16 protein-coding genes are annotated in these 21,023 nt (G+C 38.9%); 10 read left to right on the top strand and 6 right to left on the bottom strand.

What is annotated here, in order from left to right; all coding sequences use genetic code 11:
* The first annotated feature begins 47 nt into the window (after positions 1-47).
* Positions 48-1,019 (top strand): adenosylmethionine decarboxylase, encoded by a 972-nt coding sequence (locus ACOB80_RS12590; RefSeq protein ID WP_473166189.1) that lies wholly within the window; start codon positions 48-50, stop codon positions 1,017-1,019.
* Positions 1,020-1,022: 3 nt separating this feature from the next.
* On the opposite strand, the gene ACOB80_RS12585 is transcribed toward ACOB80_RS12590, so the two are convergent.
* On the bottom strand, positions 1,023-1,772 hold the full coding sequence (locus tag ACOB80_RS12585; RefSeq protein ID WP_473166188.1) for a transporter substrate-binding domain-containing protein: 750 nt from the start codon (positions 1,770-1,772) through the stop codon (positions 1,023-1,025).
* A 269-nt stretch (positions 1,773-2,041) separates the two neighbouring features.
* Here ACOB80_RS12585 and ACOB80_RS12580 point away from each other — a divergent pair, with 269 nt between their 5' ends.
* From ACOB80_RS12580 to ACOB80_RS12560, 5 genes are all read left to right on the top strand, one after another.
* Positions 2,042-4,534 carry an EAL domain-containing protein gene (locus tag ACOB80_RS12580; protein ID WP_473166187.1) on the top strand — a complete coding sequence of 831 codons (2,493 nt, stop codon included), beginning with the start codon at positions 2,042-2,044 and terminating at the stop codon, positions 4,532-4,534.
* 112 nt (positions 4,535-4,646) lie between these two features.
* Positions 4,647-6,422, top strand: coding sequence for a thiamine pyrophosphate-binding protein (locus ACOB80_RS12575; protein WP_473166186.1), 1,776 nt, complete (start codon positions 4,647-4,649; stop codon positions 6,420-6,422).
* An 85-nt stretch (positions 6,423-6,507) separates the two neighbouring features.
* Complete coding sequence (locus tag ACOB80_RS12570; protein WP_473166185.1) at positions 6,508-8,619, top strand: TonB-dependent receptor plug domain-containing protein; 2,112 nt, start codon at positions 6,508-6,510, stop codon at positions 8,617-8,619.
* The gene (locus ACOB80_RS12565; RefSeq protein ID WP_473166184.1) at positions 8,619-9,458 is read left to right on the top strand and encodes a citrate synthase family protein; all 840 of its coding nucleotides are present in this window, start codon (positions 8,619-8,621) and stop codon (positions 9,456-9,458) included. The genes ACOB80_RS12570 and ACOB80_RS12565 overlap by 1 nt, the downstream gene beginning before the upstream one ends.
* Positions 9,459-9,461: 3 nt before the next feature.
* Positions 9,462-10,271: a hypothetical protein gene (locus ACOB80_RS12560; RefSeq protein WP_473166183.1), complete on the top strand. Its 810-nt coding sequence runs from the start codon at positions 9,462-9,464 to the stop codon at positions 10,269-10,271.
* 21 nt (positions 10,272-10,292) lie between these two features.
* On the opposite strand, the gene ACOB80_RS12555 is transcribed toward ACOB80_RS12560, so the two are convergent.
* Positions 10,293-11,855: a sensor histidine kinase gene (locus tag ACOB80_RS12555; protein WP_473166182.1), complete on the bottom strand. Its 1,563-nt coding sequence runs from the start codon at positions 11,853-11,855 to the stop codon at positions 10,293-10,295.
* A 7-nt stretch (positions 11,856-11,862) separates the two neighbouring features.
* A complete protein-coding gene (locus ACOB80_RS12550; protein WP_473166181.1) occupies positions 11,863-12,762 on the bottom strand; it encodes an ABC transporter substrate binding protein in 900 nt (299 codons plus the stop codon).
* A gap of 344 nt (positions 12,763-13,106) precedes the next feature.
* Here ACOB80_RS12550 and ACOB80_RS12545 point away from each other — a divergent pair, with 344 nt between their 5' ends.
* Complete coding sequence (locus ACOB80_RS12545) at positions 13,107-14,231, top strand: alpha/beta hydrolase-fold protein (RefSeq protein ID WP_473166180.1); 1,125 nt, start codon at positions 13,107-13,109, stop codon at positions 14,229-14,231.
* Positions 14,232-14,249: 18 nt separating this feature from the next.
* Here ACOB80_RS12545 and ACOB80_RS12540 read toward each other — a convergent pair whose 3' ends face one another.
* Positions 14,250-16,355 carry a winged helix-turn-helix domain-containing protein gene (locus ACOB80_RS12540; protein WP_473166179.1) on the bottom strand — a complete coding sequence of 702 codons (2,106 nt, stop codon included), beginning with the start codon at positions 16,353-16,355 and terminating at the stop codon, positions 14,250-14,252.
* Between the two features lie 54 nt (positions 16,356-16,409).
* Between ACOB80_RS12540 and ACOB80_RS12535 the strand changes: the two genes are divergently transcribed.
* The 3 genes from ACOB80_RS12535 (at position 16,410) to ACOB80_RS12525 (ending at position 20,044) form a co-directional block, all read left to right on the top strand.
* Positions 16,410-17,453, top strand: a complete 1,044-nt coding sequence (locus ACOB80_RS12535; RefSeq protein ID WP_473166178.1) for a hypothetical protein — start codon at positions 16,410-16,412, stop codon at positions 17,451-17,453.
* Between the two features lie 103 nt (positions 17,454-17,556).
* Complete coding sequence (gene gltS, locus ACOB80_RS12530; protein ID WP_473166177.1) at positions 17,557-18,750, top strand: sodium/glutamate symporter; 1,194 nt, start codon at positions 17,557-17,559, stop codon at positions 18,748-18,750.
* A gap of 565 nt (positions 18,751-19,315) precedes the next feature.
* On the top strand, positions 19,316-20,044 hold the full coding sequence (locus tag ACOB80_RS12525; protein ID WP_473166176.1) for a YebC/PmpR family DNA-binding transcriptional regulator: 729 nt from the start codon (positions 19,316-19,318) through the stop codon (positions 20,042-20,044).
* A 100-nt stretch (positions 20,045-20,144) separates the two neighbouring features.
* Here the strand turns inward: ACOB80_RS12525 and ACOB80_RS12520 are convergent, their stop codons facing one another.
* Both ACOB80_RS12520 and ACOB80_RS12515 read right to left on the bottom strand, forming a co-directional pair.
* The gene (locus ACOB80_RS12520) at positions 20,145-20,333 is read right to left on the bottom strand and encodes a hypothetical protein (RefSeq protein ID WP_473166175.1); all 189 of its coding nucleotides are present in this window, start codon (positions 20,331-20,333) and stop codon (positions 20,145-20,147) included.
* Positions 20,334-20,388: 55 nt separating this feature from the next.
* A complete protein-coding gene (locus tag ACOB80_RS12515; protein WP_473166174.1) occupies positions 20,389-21,021 on the bottom strand; it encodes a glutathione S-transferase N-terminal domain-containing protein in 633 nt (210 codons plus the stop codon).
* Positions 21,022-21,023 lie beyond the last annotated feature (2 nt).

Genomic DNA, 21,023 nt, shown 5'->3' with positions numbered 1-21,023 from the left:
GTTGCTCTTCTAAAGGATAAGTAAAAAGTTAAGGCAAAGGGGCACCCTTGTTTTTCGAAGGCTCAGAGAAAAAAGCAGAAATTATCATTGATTCAAATCAGTTTTCTTTATTTGAACAATTTGACGATACTTTTTGGCAAGTATTAGTTGCCCAGTGTAATGCCCAAATATTGTCATCTATCGAAAATGAACACATTAAGGCCTATATACTCTCAGAATCGAGCTTATTTGTCTGGCGTGATAAAGTGGTTATCCTAACGTGTGGCATAACCGCGTTAGTTCACTCTGTTAAATTTTTACTAAACAACCTACCTAAAGACATTATTCAACGCGTTATATATCAAAGGAAAAATGAATATTTTGCTCATGCACAGCTAACGAGCTTTGATGAAGATTGCAAAACTCTTGCCCAAAAAATTAATGGGACGGCCTACCGCTTTGGTGAAATGGATAGCCATCACAATTATATTTTCCATTATCAAAACAATGAAATAAGCACGCCAGCGAAAGTAGAGAATAGCACTTACGAATTATTAGCATATCAAATTTCTAACGCCGCAAGTTTGGCGTTGACAGCACATAAGCTAAATAAACAAGATGTCCGTGATTTTTTCCACTTAGAGACTTTACTGCCAGGCTTTACCCTAGATGATTTTGTATTTACGCCGTACGGCTACTCTCTAAATGCGCTTAAAAATGAACAATATTTTACGATTCACGTAACTCCACAGGTCACTAGCAGTTACGTGAGTTTTCAATCGAATATTAACTTAATTGAAATGGCGCCCAAAATACTGCAAATCTTACAGCCTACATCTTTTGATCTACTCAGCTTTAATGACGAAGAATTTGATAATCAGATCAGCACACATATTTCGCAAGATTACATTCGAAAATCTTTGGTTGAAGGTAATTTACCGCCAGAAAATCCGGTATATTTCGCCACATTTATAGCGCCGCAATCACAATACTCCAGCCCAGAAAAGTTAAATATCTTTGATAATTTGCATGGTTTGTAAATATTAAAGAGAAGGTGCTGTCCGATAAGGTGTCGCATCTAAGATGCTATATTTAGACTTTAGCGCGTTAACAAACCTAGGATTGTTTTTAAGGTATTCATTCAACTCCTCTATAACGTGCTTGTGTTTTAATGTAGACAAATGGAAGCTATATGTTTCAAAAGGGATATTTTCATTAATCACCACGGCACCAGGCTTTCCTAATACTTTCAATGCATGATTAACAACATTGGGTTCTAAATTAGTTGCATCAACCGCCCCTACCAACACCTGTTTAACAATATCAACGACTGTACTAACTTCAACAACCTGGGTTTGTTTGTTTTCAAGACGATCTAACCACATTGTTGCATGAAACCCTAACAATGTACCTAATCGTTTAACTTGCTCCCTGTCCATTCCTGCATTTTTTTGAGTCGTCATTGCGCACGCGGTAAGCTCGACAACTGATTGACTATAAAAAACTCTATGCTTGATTTTTTCGCCTTTTAACCAACGGCGATTATCCGGAAATTTAAAGTCGATATCATTCTCCTGATACCAATGATTGATGCGTTTTACTGGTAGCGGCAAGTATTCAAACTGGTAGCCTTTACTTTGTGCAAATGCATCAAGTAGCTCTTTGGCAAAGCTTGGATTAGGAAAATCATATAAAGGATAATAAGAGATATCTTGAACGCCAATAACATACGTTTTTGCATGGCTAGATACAAAAACACAAAAATACAAACATAAAGCTAATGTGTACTTCATTGGCGCAACGAATCTTGTCAAATTGTTGTTATAATTATAATCCACTATTAAAAGGTATTAATCCAGATCAATTTTTTTTCTGAGAGCACAACTTTTGTGTCGATCCTATCGTGTGAACCCTTTACATTTTGTTAAAAATGAGTAAAAGTTAATTTGTTACATTAGGGTAACACTAGCTTTAATACTCTATGATAGATAAAGCTGAAAATGACAAAAAGGACCAGCCAAATAACTGTAGTTATATTTGGCCGTTGAAAGTGAGTTTAGTCTTGAAATTTCTACTTGTAGTACAGAATGAACAATATAGATTAAAAGTGTCTCGGCTATTAGCTAGAGAAAGCAATGAAATTGTTGCCGTTTCCAATAGCCAAGAAGCTATAGCACACTTAAAAAAGCACCAATTTAATTTGATCATTACTGAAGTTAATGTGGGTCAAATAGACGGCTGGCGCTTGTCTAGACTAGTTCGCACGGGCATATTAGCCTCTTCTGCTTCTCTTCCGATTATATTAATTACTGAAAATTACTGCGAGCGCATTGCCGAAAGCACTGCACGAATGTTCGACATCAACAGAGTAGTCTCTTATCAAGAAACTGACTTACTACACAACATCGCAATAGACGTGATTTCAGGACAAGATCAATTAAACGTCACGCCAAATGTCTTAGTCATTGAAGATACCGAAGATACTGCAGCATTAGTTCATCGAATGCTCAAAAATAAATATACCGTAGATCTCGCAAGTAACGGCAAAAAAGGTCTGCAGCTTTTCAGACAAAATACATACGATTTAATTCTTCTCGATATAATGATGCCGGGCATGTCTGGTGACCAAGTTTTAGAAGAGATAATTGCAATTAACCCTAATCAGGTTGTTATCGCAATGACAGCCCACGGCACCATTGATTTAGCGCAGCTAATGTTGGTGAAAGGGGCAACAGATTACATTCAAAAACCTTTTAAAGCAGATCAGCTTCGTAAAGTCTGCGATATTGCCATCAAGCGTGAAGACTTTTTAGTCGCGAATGAACAATTTAACGAGAAAGCAATTGCCTTAGCTTCAGAACAATCCAAGTATGACTCTATGTCCCGCAAGCACTATCGTGTTCTAGATAGCCTCAATAGTATTGTTATCGAATTATCTGCTTCGGGACGAATTACTTTTTTAAATAATGCCTGGTTTCAAACCACCAAGTTTACTGTTTCAGAAAGTATAGGTGTAAATTTTACTGATTATATCTACAACTCTGCCCCGCAAACGAAGCAATACATTATTGAAGCTTTTAACAATTTGCTATCAGGAAAAAGAGCCAAAGAGACGATAGAATTAAAGATAAAAACAAAACGTCATGAATTTGTTTGGTGTGAATTCAATATATCCCCTCATATTGACGAAAATAACGAGATAATCGGTTTATCAGGTACAATTGAAGACATAAATTTACGCAAAAAATCAGAACAACAGCTCAAACATATTGCGCTGCACGACAACTTAACTGGCATAAACAATCGATACTTTTTTGATTTAGAATTAAACAAACTCGCCAATGAATCTGCGCGACTAAAACATCAACACTCGCTTATTTACATAGATCTCGATCATTTTAAAATTATCAACGACTCACAAGGCCATCACCAAGGTGATTTAGTGCTAAAAGAAGTTGCTAGACTATTATCTGAGCGAACCCGCAGTAGCGACGTACTATGCCGTATAGGTGGTGATGAATTTGCCATGCTGCTGACGAATACAAAAGTAGAAGAAGCAAAGCTAGCGGCAAAAGAGTTATGCGAAGTAATCGCTGGTACCAGCTTTAGATTTGACGAACAAGTGTACAAAATTAGTTGTAGTATCGGAATTTCAGCCATAAACGGTTTAGCGACATCAAGTGAAACCTATTTACAACAAGCCGATATAGCCATGTTTGCTGCAAAAGAAAAAGGTAGAAACAGAGCACATATCTTTGAGGTTGGCGACCGAGTTACCGAAGAGCTGCAACAAAGCTTTGAATGGGTCACTAAGCTACAAAAAGCCTTAGTCGATGACGATATACTTTTAGAATTTCAACCCATTATCGATACTAAGTCTCGAGAAATTCTCTGTTACGAAGCGCTAGTAAGATTAGTTGTCGATAACAAAGTCGTTTACCCTAACGAGTTTATTCCTTCTTTAGAGAAAGCGGGAGATATGGCGCTGTTAGATAGGCACGTTATAGGCAAGGCACTAAAAACCTTAAGTGAAAGCCCTGAGCTACCTAAACTTGCGATTAACTTATCAGCCCAAGCTTTTGCCGATAGTAGCTTATATGGTTTTATTGCCAGTAAGGTTGAAAAATATCAAGTTGAGCCATCTAACGTGGTTTTCGAACTAACTGAAAGTGCAAGTTTATCCAATATTACGGGCACCCAGCGATTAGTAAACAAGCTCTCTGAACTTGGTTGTCACTTTGCTATTGACGATTTCGGTACCGGATTTAGTACATTCGCCTATTTAAAACAAATCCCCGCAGATAGCGTTAAAATCGACGGCTCTTTTGTGAAGGATATGCTGACTAATAGTATTGATGCAGCGCTAGTGAAGGCGATTAATGAAACAGCTCATGCGCTAGGTAAAACGACAGTGGCAGAATTTGTCGAAGATGAAGAAACCTTAGATAAATTAGCAGAACTTGGCGTTAACTATGCCCAGGGTTATTACATAGGTAAACCCATGAGTTTAAAAGAGATTCGACAGTGTTTAAAGGATTCTAATTCTGCGGCTTAACAACAGTCAATCGTCGAAAGGCGATTGTAGAGTCTATTTTTATTAACGAGCTTATATATAACAAATAAAACAGTGGTGGCAGTAAGAGTGCTACATATTAACAGGCTAGATTATGCAAACTGAGGTTTCAACGAATAACGAATACCAAGCTGAGATAAGCGATTATGCCGATCTTATACTAGAATACCTCCACCAACTCGGTGTTGAATATGTGTTTGGTGTACCAGGAGGAGCAATAGAGCCCCTATACAACGCGCTTGCTCGTTCAGAGAGGCGTGGTGGCATCAAAGCGGTTGTGGCTCGACATGAATGCGCAGCGGCATTCATGGCTGACGGTTATTATCGAGAAACAGGTAAGCTTGGTGTCGTCTGTTCTACTACAGGTCCAGGTGCCACTAATTTAATCACTGGAGTTGCCTCAGCGTCAGTTGACCATAGCGCAATGCTAGTCATTACCGCACAAACTGCACTACCTAAGTTTGGTAAAAGGCCCTTACAAGATTCAAGTGAAACGGCAATAGACACAGTCAGTATTTTTAGGAGCTGTACTAAGTTTAATGCCTTTGTTTCTCATCCTGAGCAGCTAGAAGGAAAATTGATCTCTGCTTTAATGGCATCATTTCAATCACCACGAGGGCCTGTGCACTTGAGTATTCCTTCTGATGTTCTCAGAGCACCTTATGGACACCCTGACCCTAATGTTCATGTTAATTATCTAATGAACACAACGACGCTAGAGGACCAACCAGCAATAGAAAAATTGCTCGAAGAGATTGTTAGCGTCGATAAAATTGTTTTCTTTTTAGGCCATGGTTGTGAACGAGCATACTCACAAATAGAAAAACTAGCTGAAGCTCTCAATGCACCTTTTGTATCAGGCCCTATGGGTAAGGCTTGGGTAAATGAACAGCATCCACTATACCGTGGTGTTTTCGGTTATGCAGGCCATGAGTCTGCATACAACCTATTTAATAACAATGATATAGAGCTCATTATAGCCATTGGCACTTCAATCACTGAAATGGGCATTGGTAGTCTCGTCGCGGAAATAAAAAATAAAAAACTGATTCATATCGACTCGTCTGTAGAGAATTTTAGTCGTTCGCCATTAGCAAAACTACACGTTTGTGGTCACCTTGACGCCATCTTAAATCGCATGATAAACCAAGTGAATTCTCATAGTTGGCGTAGAACTTGGACAGGCTTAGAATTTGAGTGTAATAAAAATGCACTTGGTGGTTTTATCGACCTCATCGATGAAGAAAAGTGCAATAGTAACGATACTCCAATTAAGCCACAGCGATTAATGTCATATTTTTCAAAAAAGCTGCCGAAAGGCAGTAGAATTTTTATTGATACGGGCAATATTTGGGCATGGGCGACCCATTATCTAACACGAGCAGAAAACCATGGTCTATATCGTGTTTCCATGGGTTTTGGTAGCATGGCATGGGCGATAGGTGCGGCAATTGGTTCAGCATTTGCTAACAAAAAAGCGCCACATATTTGTTTTGCTGGTGACGGGGCTTGGTTAATGAGCTCTCATGAGATTGGCGTTGCTGTGCAGCATCAATTACCTGTTGTATTCGTGGTTTTAAATGATTCCGCATTTGGCATGATAAAATACGGACAACAACTGAGCCAAGCGGAATCTATCGGTTGGCAACTGAATGAAGTTAATTTCGCCATGCTAGCGGAAGCGCAAGGTGCACGAGGAATTATTATTGAAAGTCCTGCACAGTTGTTAGATCTAGATTTAGCGACAATATTTAATGACAAAGTACCGACATTACTCGATGTTAGGATTGACAAAGATGAAATTCCGCCCATGATGGCTAGAGTAAAAAGTTTGAATGATGGCAAAGTTGAAGCGAAAGGCTACACTTAGACTTTACACAAAGAATAAGGATGTTTATTGCGCAAGATATAGCGCGTAGAGAAGTAAGAACAATAATAAATAAACAGGTTTAATAATGAAATTAAGAGCACTTACGCTTGCAATGCTATCCTTTGGCTTTTGTGGAACGAGTATCGCACATTCTGAATTTACTTCGCTAGAAGACGATTTTTTTGACGACTTCTATGGCAGTGAAGAAATGGTTGAAATTGCCACCGGCATTAAGACACAAATATTTAAAGCACCGGCAATAGCGACAGTAATTACCTCAGAGCAAATTCATCAAATGGGCGCTACTGATATTGATGATATTCTAGAAACAGTACCTGGCTTACATGTTTCTAGAAGTGCTAACAGCTACTTACCTTTGTATACCTTTAGAGGTGTACACAGTACTTACAATCCTCAAGTCCTAATGCTGATCAACGGAATTCCTATTACCAATAATTTTTTAGGTAACCGAAATCAAAACTGGTTAGGCATGCCTGTAGAGGCAATAGCCCGTGTTGAAGTTATTCGTGGCCCTGGCTCGGCCATTTTTGGCTCAGATGCTTTTGCTGGAGTCATTAATATTATTTCAAAATCAGCTGACGATATTAATGACAATCAATTTGCGATTCGAGCAGGCACTAATAACACGCAAGATGCTTGGGTGAACATTGCTTCAGTCACAGACTCATACAAATTTGCTTTAAATCTTGAGTATCACAAAACAGATGGTGATGACAGCATCATAGAAGCCGATGCACAAACACGTTTAGATGGAATTTTTGGTACTGACGTTTCTCATGCACCTGGTTCGGTTAGTTTAGGCGTAGAAAGTTACGACATGAGAGCGGAGCTTGAATTTGATCAATTTGTAATTCGAGCGGGTATGCAAAAGCGTACAAATGGAGGCTTAGGTGCGGGATTAGGTGAAGCATTAGATCCAAAAGCTAATAAAGCCAGTGATAGATATAATTTAGATATTAACTATCATCAACAAGTTAATCCCAACCTAAACATCGATTATCAATTGTCTTATTTTGAGACTTCTCAAGAAATTAAAAACAATTACTGGATTTACCCCGAAGGTGCTGAATTAGGTGGCACTGCTTACCCAGATGGCTTTATTGGTAATCCAGAAGTATGGGAACGACATTATCGTGCCAATGCAACCGCACAATACGACGGGTTGGAAAACCACATAGTTCGAGTTGGTGTTGGGTTTCATCGTGGTGATATGTATCAAACCAAAGAAAGTAAAAACTTTGGTTTAGGCCCTGACGGACAACCTCTACCTGAAGGTAGCCCTGTTGTCGATGTATCCGATACTCCTTATATGTTCCTCCGCGAAAATGACCGAGATAATGTCTACGCCTTTATCCAAGACGTTTGGAAAGTCGCTAACGATTGGGAAGTTACTGCTGGCGTAAGAATCGATGATTATTCTGATTTTGGCTCTACAGTAAACCCGAGACTTGCACTCGTTTGGTCTACGTCATTAAATTTATCGACAAAAATATTGTACGGTAAAGCCTTTAGAGCTCCTTCGTTTGCTGAATTAGGTAACATTAACAACCCTGTATCATTAGGAAACCCTGACCTACAACCTGAAGAAATGGAAACCGTAGAGTTAGCCTTTGACTACCACCCTAGAGATGATTTTGGCGCCATCATCAGCTTCTACCGTTACCAGTGGAGCGACATCATCCAATTCATACCTGATACAGGCAAAAGTACGAACACTGCTCAAAACTTTGGTGAACAAGTCGGGTATGGCGCAGAATTCGAGTTACAATGGCAGCTTAGCGAGAAGCTGAGACTCGCTGGTAACTACGCATACGTTTCTGCAGAAAATGAGCAAACGAAAAAAGACGTTGCTTATGTACCTAGTAATCAACTGTACTTGCAGCTCGACTGGAAAATAAATGAAGATCTTCGCTTTCATTTAAGAAACAATTGGGTCATGGGTAGAGAACGTGCCATGCTCGATTTACGAGAGAATATTGATGATTACTCAATGGCCGATGCCACGTTACGCTGGCAACCAAAAGGCTCGGATTGGCAACTATCTTTAATCGCTAAAAACTTATTCGATGTTGATGCAAGAGAGCCGTCAGCGAGCAGTGGAGAGCGAGTCAATATTCCTAACGACTTACCTTTAGCAGGCTTTTCAGCGTTAGTAGAATTTAGGTATCAATTTTAATGACCAAAGAAAAAAGAGATTTCGTCTACCAAGATAAGGCTCAAACTAGCATTGTTTTGGAAGTACCCAGTGAAGAAAACCCTTACGTGTGTGAAAAGCGCTTTCTACACGGCTATGATATCGACGCATTAGCTAACAAGCGTAGTTTCGCCGATACACTATTGTTATTGTTTACTGGTGAACTACCACAGGCAAGTCAATCGACTATTCTAAATTTTTTACAAGTTAGTCTGATCACATTAGGGCCTCGCCATCCTGCGGTAAAAGCGGCAATGGTGGCAGGTGTGAGTAAAACAAATGCTGAACACTTGCTCCCAATTGGTCTATCAGCGGGCAGCGGCGATGAAAATGGCGCTAGAGAAGTTCAAGCCAGTTATACGTTTATAATGGAAAACATTCATCAGCCCCCCAAAGAAGTCGCTGAGCAGTTATTAGCATCAAATGACTGTAATCTTGCAGGTGAGGTCCATATTGCACCCGGGTTTGGAAATCATTATGGCTCGTTAGATTTAACTAGTCAGGCGATCGCCAATAACGTAGAAAAGCTAATTGACGATGCTGACAACTATCAAGCGTTTACTTGGGCAAATCACTTAACTCAGTATTTACAAGGCAACAATTACTCTTGGTTGGTTACTGGGCTGGTTGCTGCATTAGCGATTGATTTAGGCATCAGCGCTCGTCAATCGGTAGGCCTATATCAACTGCTAATTAGTCCTGGAATTTACGCACATGGTGTAGAGCAAACTCATAAACCAATCACGGCAATTCCAATGCCAAGTGACGAGCAACACGTATACTTGGGCGAACCACTCAATCCAAACGCTAAAGAGCAATAAATCATGGTTTCAACTAAATATTGGGATGAGCGCAACAAAACTATCTATAGTAACGTTGGACACTGGCAAGCAGGTGTAGATGTTAATATCCATGGTCATTCTCTTATGAATGAACTGATGGGCAATACTTCATACATTCAGCTTTGTATTCTCAATGCCACAGGAAAACTTGTTGAACGCAAAGTGGCAGATTGGCTCGAAATCTGTTTGATGGGGCTGAGCTATCCTGACAGTAGGATCTGGTGTAACCAAATTGCAGCTTATGCCGGTGACACGAGATCGACGGTCGTTGCCGCTGCCAGTACAGCGATACTTTCTGCAGACTCAAGAGCTTATGGCGGCAGTCAAGCCCGATTTTTAAGCATGGACTTTCAGCAAAAAGCGTTTGAACGTTATCAAGCTGGCAGCTCAATGGAAGAAGTACTCTCCTTTGCACGTCAGATAAAAGGAAAGCCCATTATTACGGGTTTTGCACGACCTATTGATAAAGAAGATGAACGCTTAAAGCCTTTTGCAGAGATTCAACAGAATTTAGGAATTGAAGTAGGTCCTTACCTGCAGTTTGCAAAAACACTGAGCGACCACTTAGATACCCATTATAATTTATCTATGAACTGTGGCGGCTATGCATCTGCTTTTCTTTTAGATCAAGGGTTCACCCCAGATGAAGGATATAAAATCAATGCTTTCGCGGTTATTAGCGGCGCAATCGCTTGTTTTCGTAACCAAGAACCACAAGCACCTAATTCATTTCTACCGCTCAAATGCTCTGATATAGAGTACACAGGAAAAGCTCCTCGTTCTCTCGATTAGATATTGATTTAGACATCTTTTCTATACCGATATAGGAAGTTTGAAAGTAAAAGTAGCTCCTTCGCCTAATTTACTTTCAACTTCTATAGTTCCCGACATTAAATCAATAAAGCGCTTAGATATAGACAAACCAAGACCAGTACCACTGAATCTTCGAGCTTGTCCTGTATCTACTTGTCTAAACTCGTCAAAAATATACTCTTGTTGAGCGTCCGATAACCCAATACCTGAATCTGTTACCGTAAATACCGCGTGTTTATCGGTCGAGGTCACTGATAAATTAACGGTGCCGTTTTCAGTGAATTTACATGCGTTACTTAGCAAGTTTAGTAAGATATGTTCTAACTTTTCTTGATCTACCACTAGGGCTTGAATATTGGCATTATTTTCAAATGACCATTGATTATTATTCTTTTGTGCTAACGGTAAAATGGTATCTGAAAGCTCAGAGAGAACACTGCTTAAATTAACTTCTGCAGGGTTCAATTCCATTTTCCCTGACTCTATTTTCGCTAAATCGAGTAAATTATTGATCATTTGTAATAGTCGTTGTGAGTTACGATCTATTTTTTCCATATCACTCAATAAGTCAAAGTTACCTTCAACTTCTAACTCTTCAACCACGAGCTCTCCATAACCAATAATGGACTGAATTGGCGTTCTTAGCTCATGGCTCATGTTCGCAATAAATTCAGATTTGTGCTTACTCGCTGAGATCGCTTCATCGCGGGCTTTTATCAATTCTTGTGTTCTAACAGCAACCTCTTGCTCTAGCTTATCTCTATGTTGTTTTAGCGCAAGATCTTGCTCATCAAGTACAACCATCATGCTATTGTATGCTGTTGCCATGTACTGAATTTCCTTTGCCCCTTCGACTGATGCAAATATATGCTCACCAGTATCTTTCGATGCCTGCATAGTTTTAGCTAGCCTGTTTAACGGCTTAAATAAATAAGACAGACCAAAGTACAAAAATACACTGAGTAGTATGATCGAAATAAAGCCCACAGCTAATACTGTTTTAATGACACGTTCTTGTATTTGCTTATAATTTTGTTTGCTATACAGCAACTGAACGTGACCAATAGCTGTCGCTTCAACCTCTTCTTCAATCATTTCGAATTGCTGTTCATCAGAGTTTTCCTGTTGAGCATCTAGAATGACCGGAGCCATAAACAACCAAAAATCACTAGACTCTGAAACAAGTAAGCCTTCGTTAGGATTCGCATTTGAAATCGGTTGCTTTAAGGTTTCACGAGGAAATTCCCCTTTACTTAAAAAAACAGAATTGTCTTCAAGCAATATCCTTGCTGCCACTACAGACTGAAAACCGCTAACTTGTTTCATTGATTCTGAAGCATTTTGATCTGAGCCAGAGAGAATGGGGAATATTGACTGCTCAGATAAGCCTTGGGTGATTTGAGAAGCGTTGTTAATCATTACACTTCTCGCTTGTTGGCTAATACCTTTAATCGTCATTAAACCAAGTAGAACCACCATTAGGGTGACGCCCATCACAAGGAAAATAATGACCTGACTTTTAATACTACGTTGCTGAATGTCGTTATTATTATTTTTAAGCATTTAATTATTAATTGGGGAAAGTTAAATCAAATTCAGATTTTTTTTCCGCATCATAGGAATATCCTAAGTGAGCCGCAGTTCGTAGGTTAACCGCCAATTTTATTTTATCAAGAGGTAACACAGTAGATGGGCGTTTAGTATGATCTACCGTATTTACAAATTTACCTAACTGCTTCCCCAACATTTCGTTATCAGGTATTGCAGAAAACAACGCACCTCGTTTAGCGTGAGTTGGTTTACTCGAAAATACCACCATCTTATTCTCCCACGCCTTTTTAAGCACTTCAGGAACAATGACTTTATCATTTGCAGTCACAGGATCTAGTGGTAACCAAATAGCAGTATCACCATTGCTCTCTTCAAAAATACTGTTATATGTTTCTGCTGCACCTTTAATATCGGCAACTGAAATGCTATTTAGCGCAAGCTGATGATTTTTAGCTATTTTGCTCGCATATTCGATGATCCACTTAGATTGTTCAGTATGAACAACTAGCACTTTTTTCACCTGAGGAGCCAGTGTCTTAAGTTTAGAAAACAAGGTTTCAGGAGAAGCCATCAAACTAATACCTGAAATACCGTTTGGAGCAATTGGCAGAGCACCAACAACGACAGGTTTTTCCTGATAAAGAAGCTTAGCGACCGCTAGCCCTCTCTTACCAAGCGCAATAACTTTGTCGGTATCGATTTGCTCGGAAAATTCCTTAGGCTTGAATTTAGCGGGAAGTTTTACATGGGTTATCTTACCATCATATTCACTTGCAATGCCCTGATTGATTTTATCAAAAATAACATCATAAGGCGCTTTAACATCAGGATAAACAACCGTGAGTGAACGCGCTGAAGCGAACGAACTTAGAGCAAAGCATAAACAAATATTTACTAAGAAAATTCGAATCCAATTCACTTTTTATTCTAATCCTCAGAATACAGATAACTAACTTTTATTTTTCAGTTGAGGGGTTGCTGAGTTAGGATGAGTTCCTATAGGGGATAAATTCATCAAGCAACTTGTGCCTATTAGAACACAAATCACTTTGTTAGAACATACTTTATTCATAATTAATTCCACAAACAAATCAGGGGTATTTACTTAAAATGCCACTCTCAGCTCGCGGCGTAAGAAATAAATTATAAAATCGATATAAATTATACGATTAGCAGAAAAATCTCAGATAATCATCATGGTTTCATCAGCTAAATTTCCCGCATTTGAGGCACACTGCTGCTTAAAAATAAGGAGCATTAACCATGAAATCTTCCATTTTAATCATTTCTTTGATCTGCTTGCTACTAACACCAACAGCAAATTCAGAAGAAGCTAAAACTATTACTTTAAACTCTCACTTAACCAAGCAAAGCTATACCATAGATATAACTTTGCCGAATAGTTATGACCAAGACCCAAAAAAGCGCTACCCGGTATTCTATACCACTTCGGGAGGCAGTCGCCTAAAAGTACTAAAAGAACAAGTAAAATGGTTAAGTCATGTTGGGTTTGCCCCTATTCCTGAAGTCATTATTGTCAATTTACCTTTGATTAGTACAGATAAATATTCACAAGCATCTGGCAGCGTAGATCAGCTAACCAGCCAAGTTTACGCTCAAGAGGTTATCCCAGCTATTGATAAAAAACTAAGAACTCAGCCTTATAGAATAATTGAAGGCTTTTCCAGTAACGCCAATTTAATTTTATCGCTATTTGTAGATAAGCCATCACTGTTCAACGCCTATTTTGTTTTTAGCCCTGCGCTTGAACTTGATCAATCCAACTTAGTAAACAATTTAGCGCGATTAAAGATCAACAATAAGTATGCCCATAAAACCTTGTATTTGAGTTTAGGAAGCTTCAAGGAAAACAAGCCTCTTTATGAAAAGATTGAGAAAGGCATTAATCAGCAACGTGCTAGTTTCCCTAAAGGCTTTTCAGTTACTTTCGAAGATTTAAGTCAGCACAATTTTCTGTCAGCACCTGTAATAGGTTTGGTTCATGCAGCACAAAGTAATTTTACTGATTTACAACCGTCACCTCATCAATTCGATGAAAGTGGTATAGTTGGTGTAAAAGCCTATTATCAAACACTTAAAGAGAAATATGGCTTTAAAATGGATTATGACAACGCCATTGTAGATCTGGCATTCCACTACGGTAAAAAAGCTCAATTAGATAAAGCTGAAGAAGCCATGAATTTCGTCATTAACGGATCGCCAGACAACATCATATTACCTTTAAGATTAAGTGAGATTCAGCAAGGTGCTGGGCAAAATAACAAAGCGATTCAATCTTTAGACGTAGCATTGAAACTAGCAAAACAACAACAAAATGAGGAAGCGATTAGCTTTATTGAAAATAGGCTCACACAGTTGAAACAATAGCCAATGAGTAAAGTATTGTTAATTGTACGTGAGCTCAACTAGCTCACGTGACTGCTTATCTAACAGCTCACTCAACATTTCTACTCTCTCACCGTTAAAGTCAGTCATAAATAAAGACTTTTCATCATAATGACCTATGTACTGAACAGTATTATCATTGAATAAGTATTTTAATAGTCGTCGCTGCTTATCTTGTAAGTAAATAACATTTGTTTTTGCTATAAATCGATACTGCAATATCATTGCTTTTAGCTCTTGTGGTAGAGCATTATCGATGATGATATCGTCAGGAAGTGAATATAAACTCAATTTTCCTTTAGTGTCCGCCATTAACATACGATTACTGTCTAGATATTGTGCCCAAGAAGGCGATTTGTCGGAAAGCACTTCAACTTCGTCACTATCTAATAAATACTTAACCAACTTGTGATTATTATCGTGTTTAACTGACAGTAAAAGTTCGTTACCGAAACTTTGCATTAGAGTGTTAGGCTCGTACTGAAAGTCTAACCGTTTAGCGAAAGTTGTTTGCAAATTCGCATCGGAAGATACTTGCTGTAGCCACAACTGCTGGTTGGCAATAAAAATTAATTGGTTGCGGTTAACCCAGATATAATCTTCTATTGAGTGATCCGCTATCGTAATTTGTCGGCCATTTTCATCGGTGTCTAACCAAACTTGCATTTTTCCAGAGCGATTTGATAACACGGAAACTTGTTGTGTTTGAGGACGAAACTTAGCTAATCGCTCATGAAACTTACTCGCAAGAATCATGTCATCTTCAGTCTTATTGCCATTAATAAATCGGCGTTTAGACACTTGTTTATCCGTTTGGCTTAAAATAGCGATATATTTATTTTCATTAGGCAACACGCTAACACGAGCTAATTGATTTCGCATTGGCACGCTGAAACTTTTCATTAGTTCGTTGCCTTGATAGAAATAAATATTATTGTTTAGCACTAGCGCCAGCGTTGACGGGTTGTGCCAAAATAAGTCAGCGCTTTGAATCGATTGCAGCCCTGCACTTGTTTCGTTTAATGGTAATATCCCTATTTTCGTTAAACGACTTTGTGTTAAGTCCAAGTAACCATAGTGCACCTTACCCTCAGTCCCTAGCCAGTATAAGTGACCTGTTTTTGAAGAGAACTCAAGCGCAACAACAGTATCAGATGGTTCAAATAATATGGTCTCAGTGTCGCTTTCAAACGAATATAAAATGATTAATTGCTTGCCTTGGCTATTTTCTCCCAAGTAAATAAGTTGCTGTTCACTTGCCTTTAGCGGTTGGTAACGAAACCCTTGAACACAAGGTGTCACGTTAGTAAGTAACTTAGTTGATAACGAATATCGAGCAATTTGAATACACTTTTGGGAGTCTCCACTGGTTAATTTAGCGAAATAGATGTCGCTGTTATTGTCGGCAATCATTAACGTTGAATAAGAGCGAAAGTGGTCAAGCAATACTTGCTCGCTGGTGCTATTAGTTTCTTGATAAACTAATTGGTGATGATCATCAACTTCTCGAATAAACACGATAAACTTTCCGCTTGGAGCAGCCGCTGCCTCCAAAACATTTTGATGATCTAAAGTAATAGGCTTGATTCGATCGATAAAACTCTGTTGCTGCAGCTTTGACTGTTGCACTTCTAATGTTGATTGTAGCGTTGAATTTGACTCAGGTATTTTCATCAATATTACAACCGCAATACCGATCACTATAATTAGCAGAATACCTAGAGCTTTAAGGGGCAGATTTGTCTCAAAAGCATTACTTTGCTCACGAGGCGGAGAAAAGCTATCGTCTTGAGTAATAGCCCCCCAAGCAATGCTGTAACCTCTTTTAGGATGTGTTTTGATAGCTCGCTGCGATTTAGCGTCGTCACCAAGGAGCTTTCTTAATTGTGCAATGCATCGCTGAATAGTATTTGGAGAAACAATAACGTCTTGCCAAACAGTATCCAGTAACTGTTGTTGGCTAACTATTTCACCTTGCGCCTCATACAAGGTCGCCAACACATGAGCCACTTTAGGCTCCATCGACTGTACACTTCCTTTAAAGGTTATCTCTGCACGCGTTAGATCAACAAGATATTGATTAATAGTAAACTTTTGTGTGTCCAATAGCCGTTCCGATAAAAATATCTTGTTAACAAGAAGTGACGCTTTTTTATTATCATGCTTGCTGAAAGTTGGGGCAAGCCATTTCCCAGAAAAGTTTCGAGCGAGGCATTCACAGTTATACAATATACTCGGCTTTGTCTTGGAAAATCTCTGCTAGACTTATTATTAGCGTGGCGAAATTCAAAAGAGGTAACAGGTATTTTAGTCGTAAAAACGTCACTAGCTTTATTAGTTTTGCTACTTTCGGTTGCGTACTCTCAGGAGAATTCAACCATAGATAAACCTGTCTTTCATATTCACATGGAAAACTCGGACGATAAAAAGCGATTAGAAAACCTTTTACTTCCTGCTAATGGCATTACCGTTGCGTCAAACCGCATGTTATTTGAGAACTTGCCGTTTAAATTGCAGTTTCATTACACTACGTTTAATCGTTCAACACTGTATATGGATAAAGGTAATGATCTTTGCGTTATTGATCGTATAAAAACGAAAGAGCGCACCGCAAAATATATTTTTAGTCAACCTGTAAACCTATTTCTAAGTCGACGTTTATATCAAAACGAACAACTAGCACCGCTTAAACCAAAAGAGAATCAAGCTGTTGATTTGGTCGATTTTTTTAATAATAACCCTGAGCAATCACTGATTTTATCTAGACAAATCACCTATGGTGCAAAGTTAGACGAAATCATTAGCAAAATTCCAAATAACAACAAAATCTATAGAGATGGTGCCGCATACGACACTGGCGTTATTCATATGTTCGATCGCGGTAGAGCAAACTATGCGCTTTTTTACCCACAAATTCTCTTTGAATACGACTTAAAAATCGCAGCAAGATCTTATGAAATTGAAGGTATAGCCCCTTATGTTGTCGGCCATTTAATGTGTACTAACTCGGAAAAAATGCGAACATTTTTAAGTGAAGTAGACAAAGTATTGAATCAACTGTATTTATCAGACGAGTTAATGAACCTGCATTTACAATATTTGCAACCTGGTAGTTCGGAAATATTTAAGCCGTACTTTCGTGAAGTCACTCAACAGTCTCTCGCTCAATCTCCGTTTAGCCATAGCAAGCAAGCCATCAATTGAGTTAAATACTGTTAGTTATTCAATTTGTCACATTCAAATCACTTTAATTATTACCGACCTGTGTTTTAATGTTGCTATTAACAAACGTTAATCAATTGACACTATGGAATTTTCTGCTCGACAAACCGTTATTGTCGCGATAATCGTTTTATTTATCGGTCGCTACCTAAACAAACGATTCGCTTTTCTTCAACACTTTAATATTCCCGAACCCGTAAGCGGCGCTTTGCCTATTTCGTTAATCTTTAGCTTGATTTACGCGTTATGGGGATTTGAAGTCACTTTTTCTCTAGAACAAAGAGATGCTTTGCTCGTCGTCTTTTTTACATGCGTTGGCTTATCTTCAAAGCTATCAACACTAAAACAAGGAGGAACCGCCTTAATCACTTTATTGGTTTTAGCGGTACTTTATCTATTTCTTCAGAATCTAACCGGTGTGTTTGTCTCTTCTGCTTCAGGGCTAGAGCCATCGCTTGGTGTACTGGCAGGCTCTGTTTCACTTAGTGGGGGGCACGGAACAGCGATTGCTTGGGCGCCCATTTTTGCTCAGAATTACAATATCCCTAACGCAATGGAAATCGGCGTTGCTTGTGCCACTTTTGGATTAGTATTAGGTGGCATTATAGGTGGTCCTATCGCAAACTATTTAATTAAAAAGCACAATCTTTCTAATAACCACGACCAATCGATTAGCGTCGGTGTTCGACATGAAAACCATACCAAAATTACAGTGAACGATGTTTACAGCTTTCTGTTAGTGCTAACGGTGGCTATCGGAATCGGGCTTAATATACATGCAGTACTTATAGAGTTAGGTATTCAATTGCCTCTGTTTGTACCCTGTATTTTTGGTGGAATATTGTTAACTAATACCATTCCTCTCATCTGGAAAAACGTCGATTGGCCAACAGGTAAGCCAACGATAGCCTTAGCCTCTGATGTTAGCTTAGGACTATTTTTATCTATGTCGTTAATGAGCTTACAACTCTATACGCTAGTTGATCTTGCCCTGCCAATGCTGCTGTTATTAGTTGCACAAGTTGTTGTAGTCACTTTATTTGTCATTTTGCTTATTTTTCCTATGATGGGAAAAAACTACGACGCTGCAGTAATGTCTTCAGGGTATGCCGGCTTAGCACTTGGAGCAACACCAACGGCTATCGCTAACATGACAGCGGTAACTAAAAAATACGGTGCTTCTCCGATGGCCTTTCTAATAATCCCGTTAATTGGCGCTTTCTTTATCGATATTTCCAATGCGGTTATCATTCAACTCATGCTTGGTTGGGTAAGTTAATTACCCTTTATATTCACCTAGCTGTCATTAGCAAGTCACAATTGCATGATGAAATGAGCAGCGAAATCTCCCCAGATTTCTAACATTCTTACTTTTGTTTGAAGTATGGGCATTGGCAACAATGCCCTTTTTTAATCAATATCAAAGAGTTGCTAAGTAGGTTTTGCACCCTCTTGGCACAATGCCTGTTGTATTTTAGTGCGAACTTTCAAACTACCACTAACTTTTTAGATAGTTTTCAATCAATTAACTTATGGCTTTATCTTTGCAGTTTTATCTATGTTTTAGTGATATACAGCACGTCACTTATCTAACCAGCAAAGATAACACTCAAGGAGAGCAAGATGAAACACATACTAATTGAAAACATCAAGAACTGGCTGTTGTTTTATTATTTAGTTGGCCATTTATCTAAGAACCAATGGGATATTGAATCTTAGTCAACTCCTTATTGGTAACCGCATATAATTTAATCGTTATTCACAATCTAGCTCTAGAAAGCTCGCGTGTAGCTTGTTAGAATCAAGCCATTAATTTTTGAGACTAGATAAGAGAATGATTAATTATGGGTAGAGCGTTCCAAAACCGTAAAGAATCAATGGCTAAAACAGCCGGCCAAAAAACTAAAGTTTATTCAAAATACGGTAAAGCGATTTATGCAATCGCGAAAAGCGGTGGTGTAGATCCAGACGGTAACCTTGCTCTTCGCAGTCTAATAGATAAAGCCAAGAAAGATCAGGTCCCTACTCACGTTATCGAAAAAGCAATCGATAAAGCAAAAGGTACTGGTGGTGAAGATTATTCTGAAGCACGTTACGAAGGGTTTGGACCAGGTAACTGTATGGTGATTATCGACTGTTTGACTGATAATGGTAACCGTACAATTAAAGACGTTCGCCAATGTTTTACTAAAACTAACTCCAAGATTGGTTCAACAGGCACAGTTTCGCATATGTTTAATCATCAAGCAGTTTTTGCCTTCAAAGGCGAAGATGACGAAACAGTGTTAGAAAACTTAATGATGGAAGATATTGACGTTACCGATGTTGAGCTTGAAGATGGCATCATTACCGTTTTCGCACCTCATACGGAATTCTTCAAAATCAAAACTGCTTTTGCCGATACTATGCCTGAGTACAACTTAGAAGTAGAAGAAATTTCGTGGGTACCACAAACTTATACTGAAATTACTGCTGAAGAAGACATTGCTAACTTTGAAAAATTCTTAGCGATGCTAGAAGATTGTGAAGACGTGCAGCACGTTTACCACAACGCAGAGCTTCCAGCGAGCTAACGAGCTAACCATAGCGATAAAACAAAAGAATAAAAAAACCTCGCAGAGCGAGGTTTTTTATTTTGAGCAAATGATTAATGCTAAGTGAACTACGCGCTCATTACATTCGTTTCATTAGAGAGTTATCTATGCACTCGTATCCGGTCGAGTTAGCATATTTAACGTTAGATTTTCCACCACACTTTTCTTCGGCAACCATACTATGGTGTGCCTCGTTGTACCCTTGGGCTACTCCACCTATAAACACTAACGCGATAAGTCCAGCAATCGTACCTTGAACTTTATTCACCAATGCCTCCTTGTCTACTTCATATTTAACGTCATGTTATCGAAACGTTAATCGTTTAAACAGCTTTATTTTTCCATGACGCCGCCTCTTTTATCGCGCTTTGCAATAACGACCATTCTAATAAGCTTTGTTGGTAATCTCCTGCTTTGTCGGTAAGCGTGATGCCATATGCATTAAGCCTAAAAGCTAAAATGGCATAAAACGCATCTACCGCACCGGCAGAGCCAAACATATATGGGCACTTCGCTTGAGAGAAAATGTCTTCGACTCGTTTAATTTCTCGCTTACTTTGTTCACTTAGAACAACAGGCTGGTTAGCAGGCATTAATTGAAAAGGACATTGCGAGCGCAGGCCGATAAAGCCCGCATGCAACTCTGCGATTAAGCTTCTAGCAAGAGCGCGTTCAACGACATCTTCTGGAAATAGATTACCTTCATGCATATCGTTAAAAAACTCACTAATAGCGACCGAATCATGGATAACGTAATTACCCGCCAATAACACTGGCACTTGACCTGCAGATGAAAAAGTTAACACTTCTTCTTTGTAATGAGCTTTAGCAAGATCGATAACCTTTACATCAAATACGCTTTGACTTAATTTTGCACACATCCAGGCCCGTAACGACCAAGTTGAATCAGTACCGACTACTAAGGTGAAAGTTTTGCCAAGTGAACTGTTACTCACGA

The sequence above is a fragment of the Thalassotalea coralli genome, from assembly GCF_055786205.1.
Note: the sequence above shows the minus strand (reverse complement) of the source record. Positions and strands in the feature narration are given on the sequence as shown.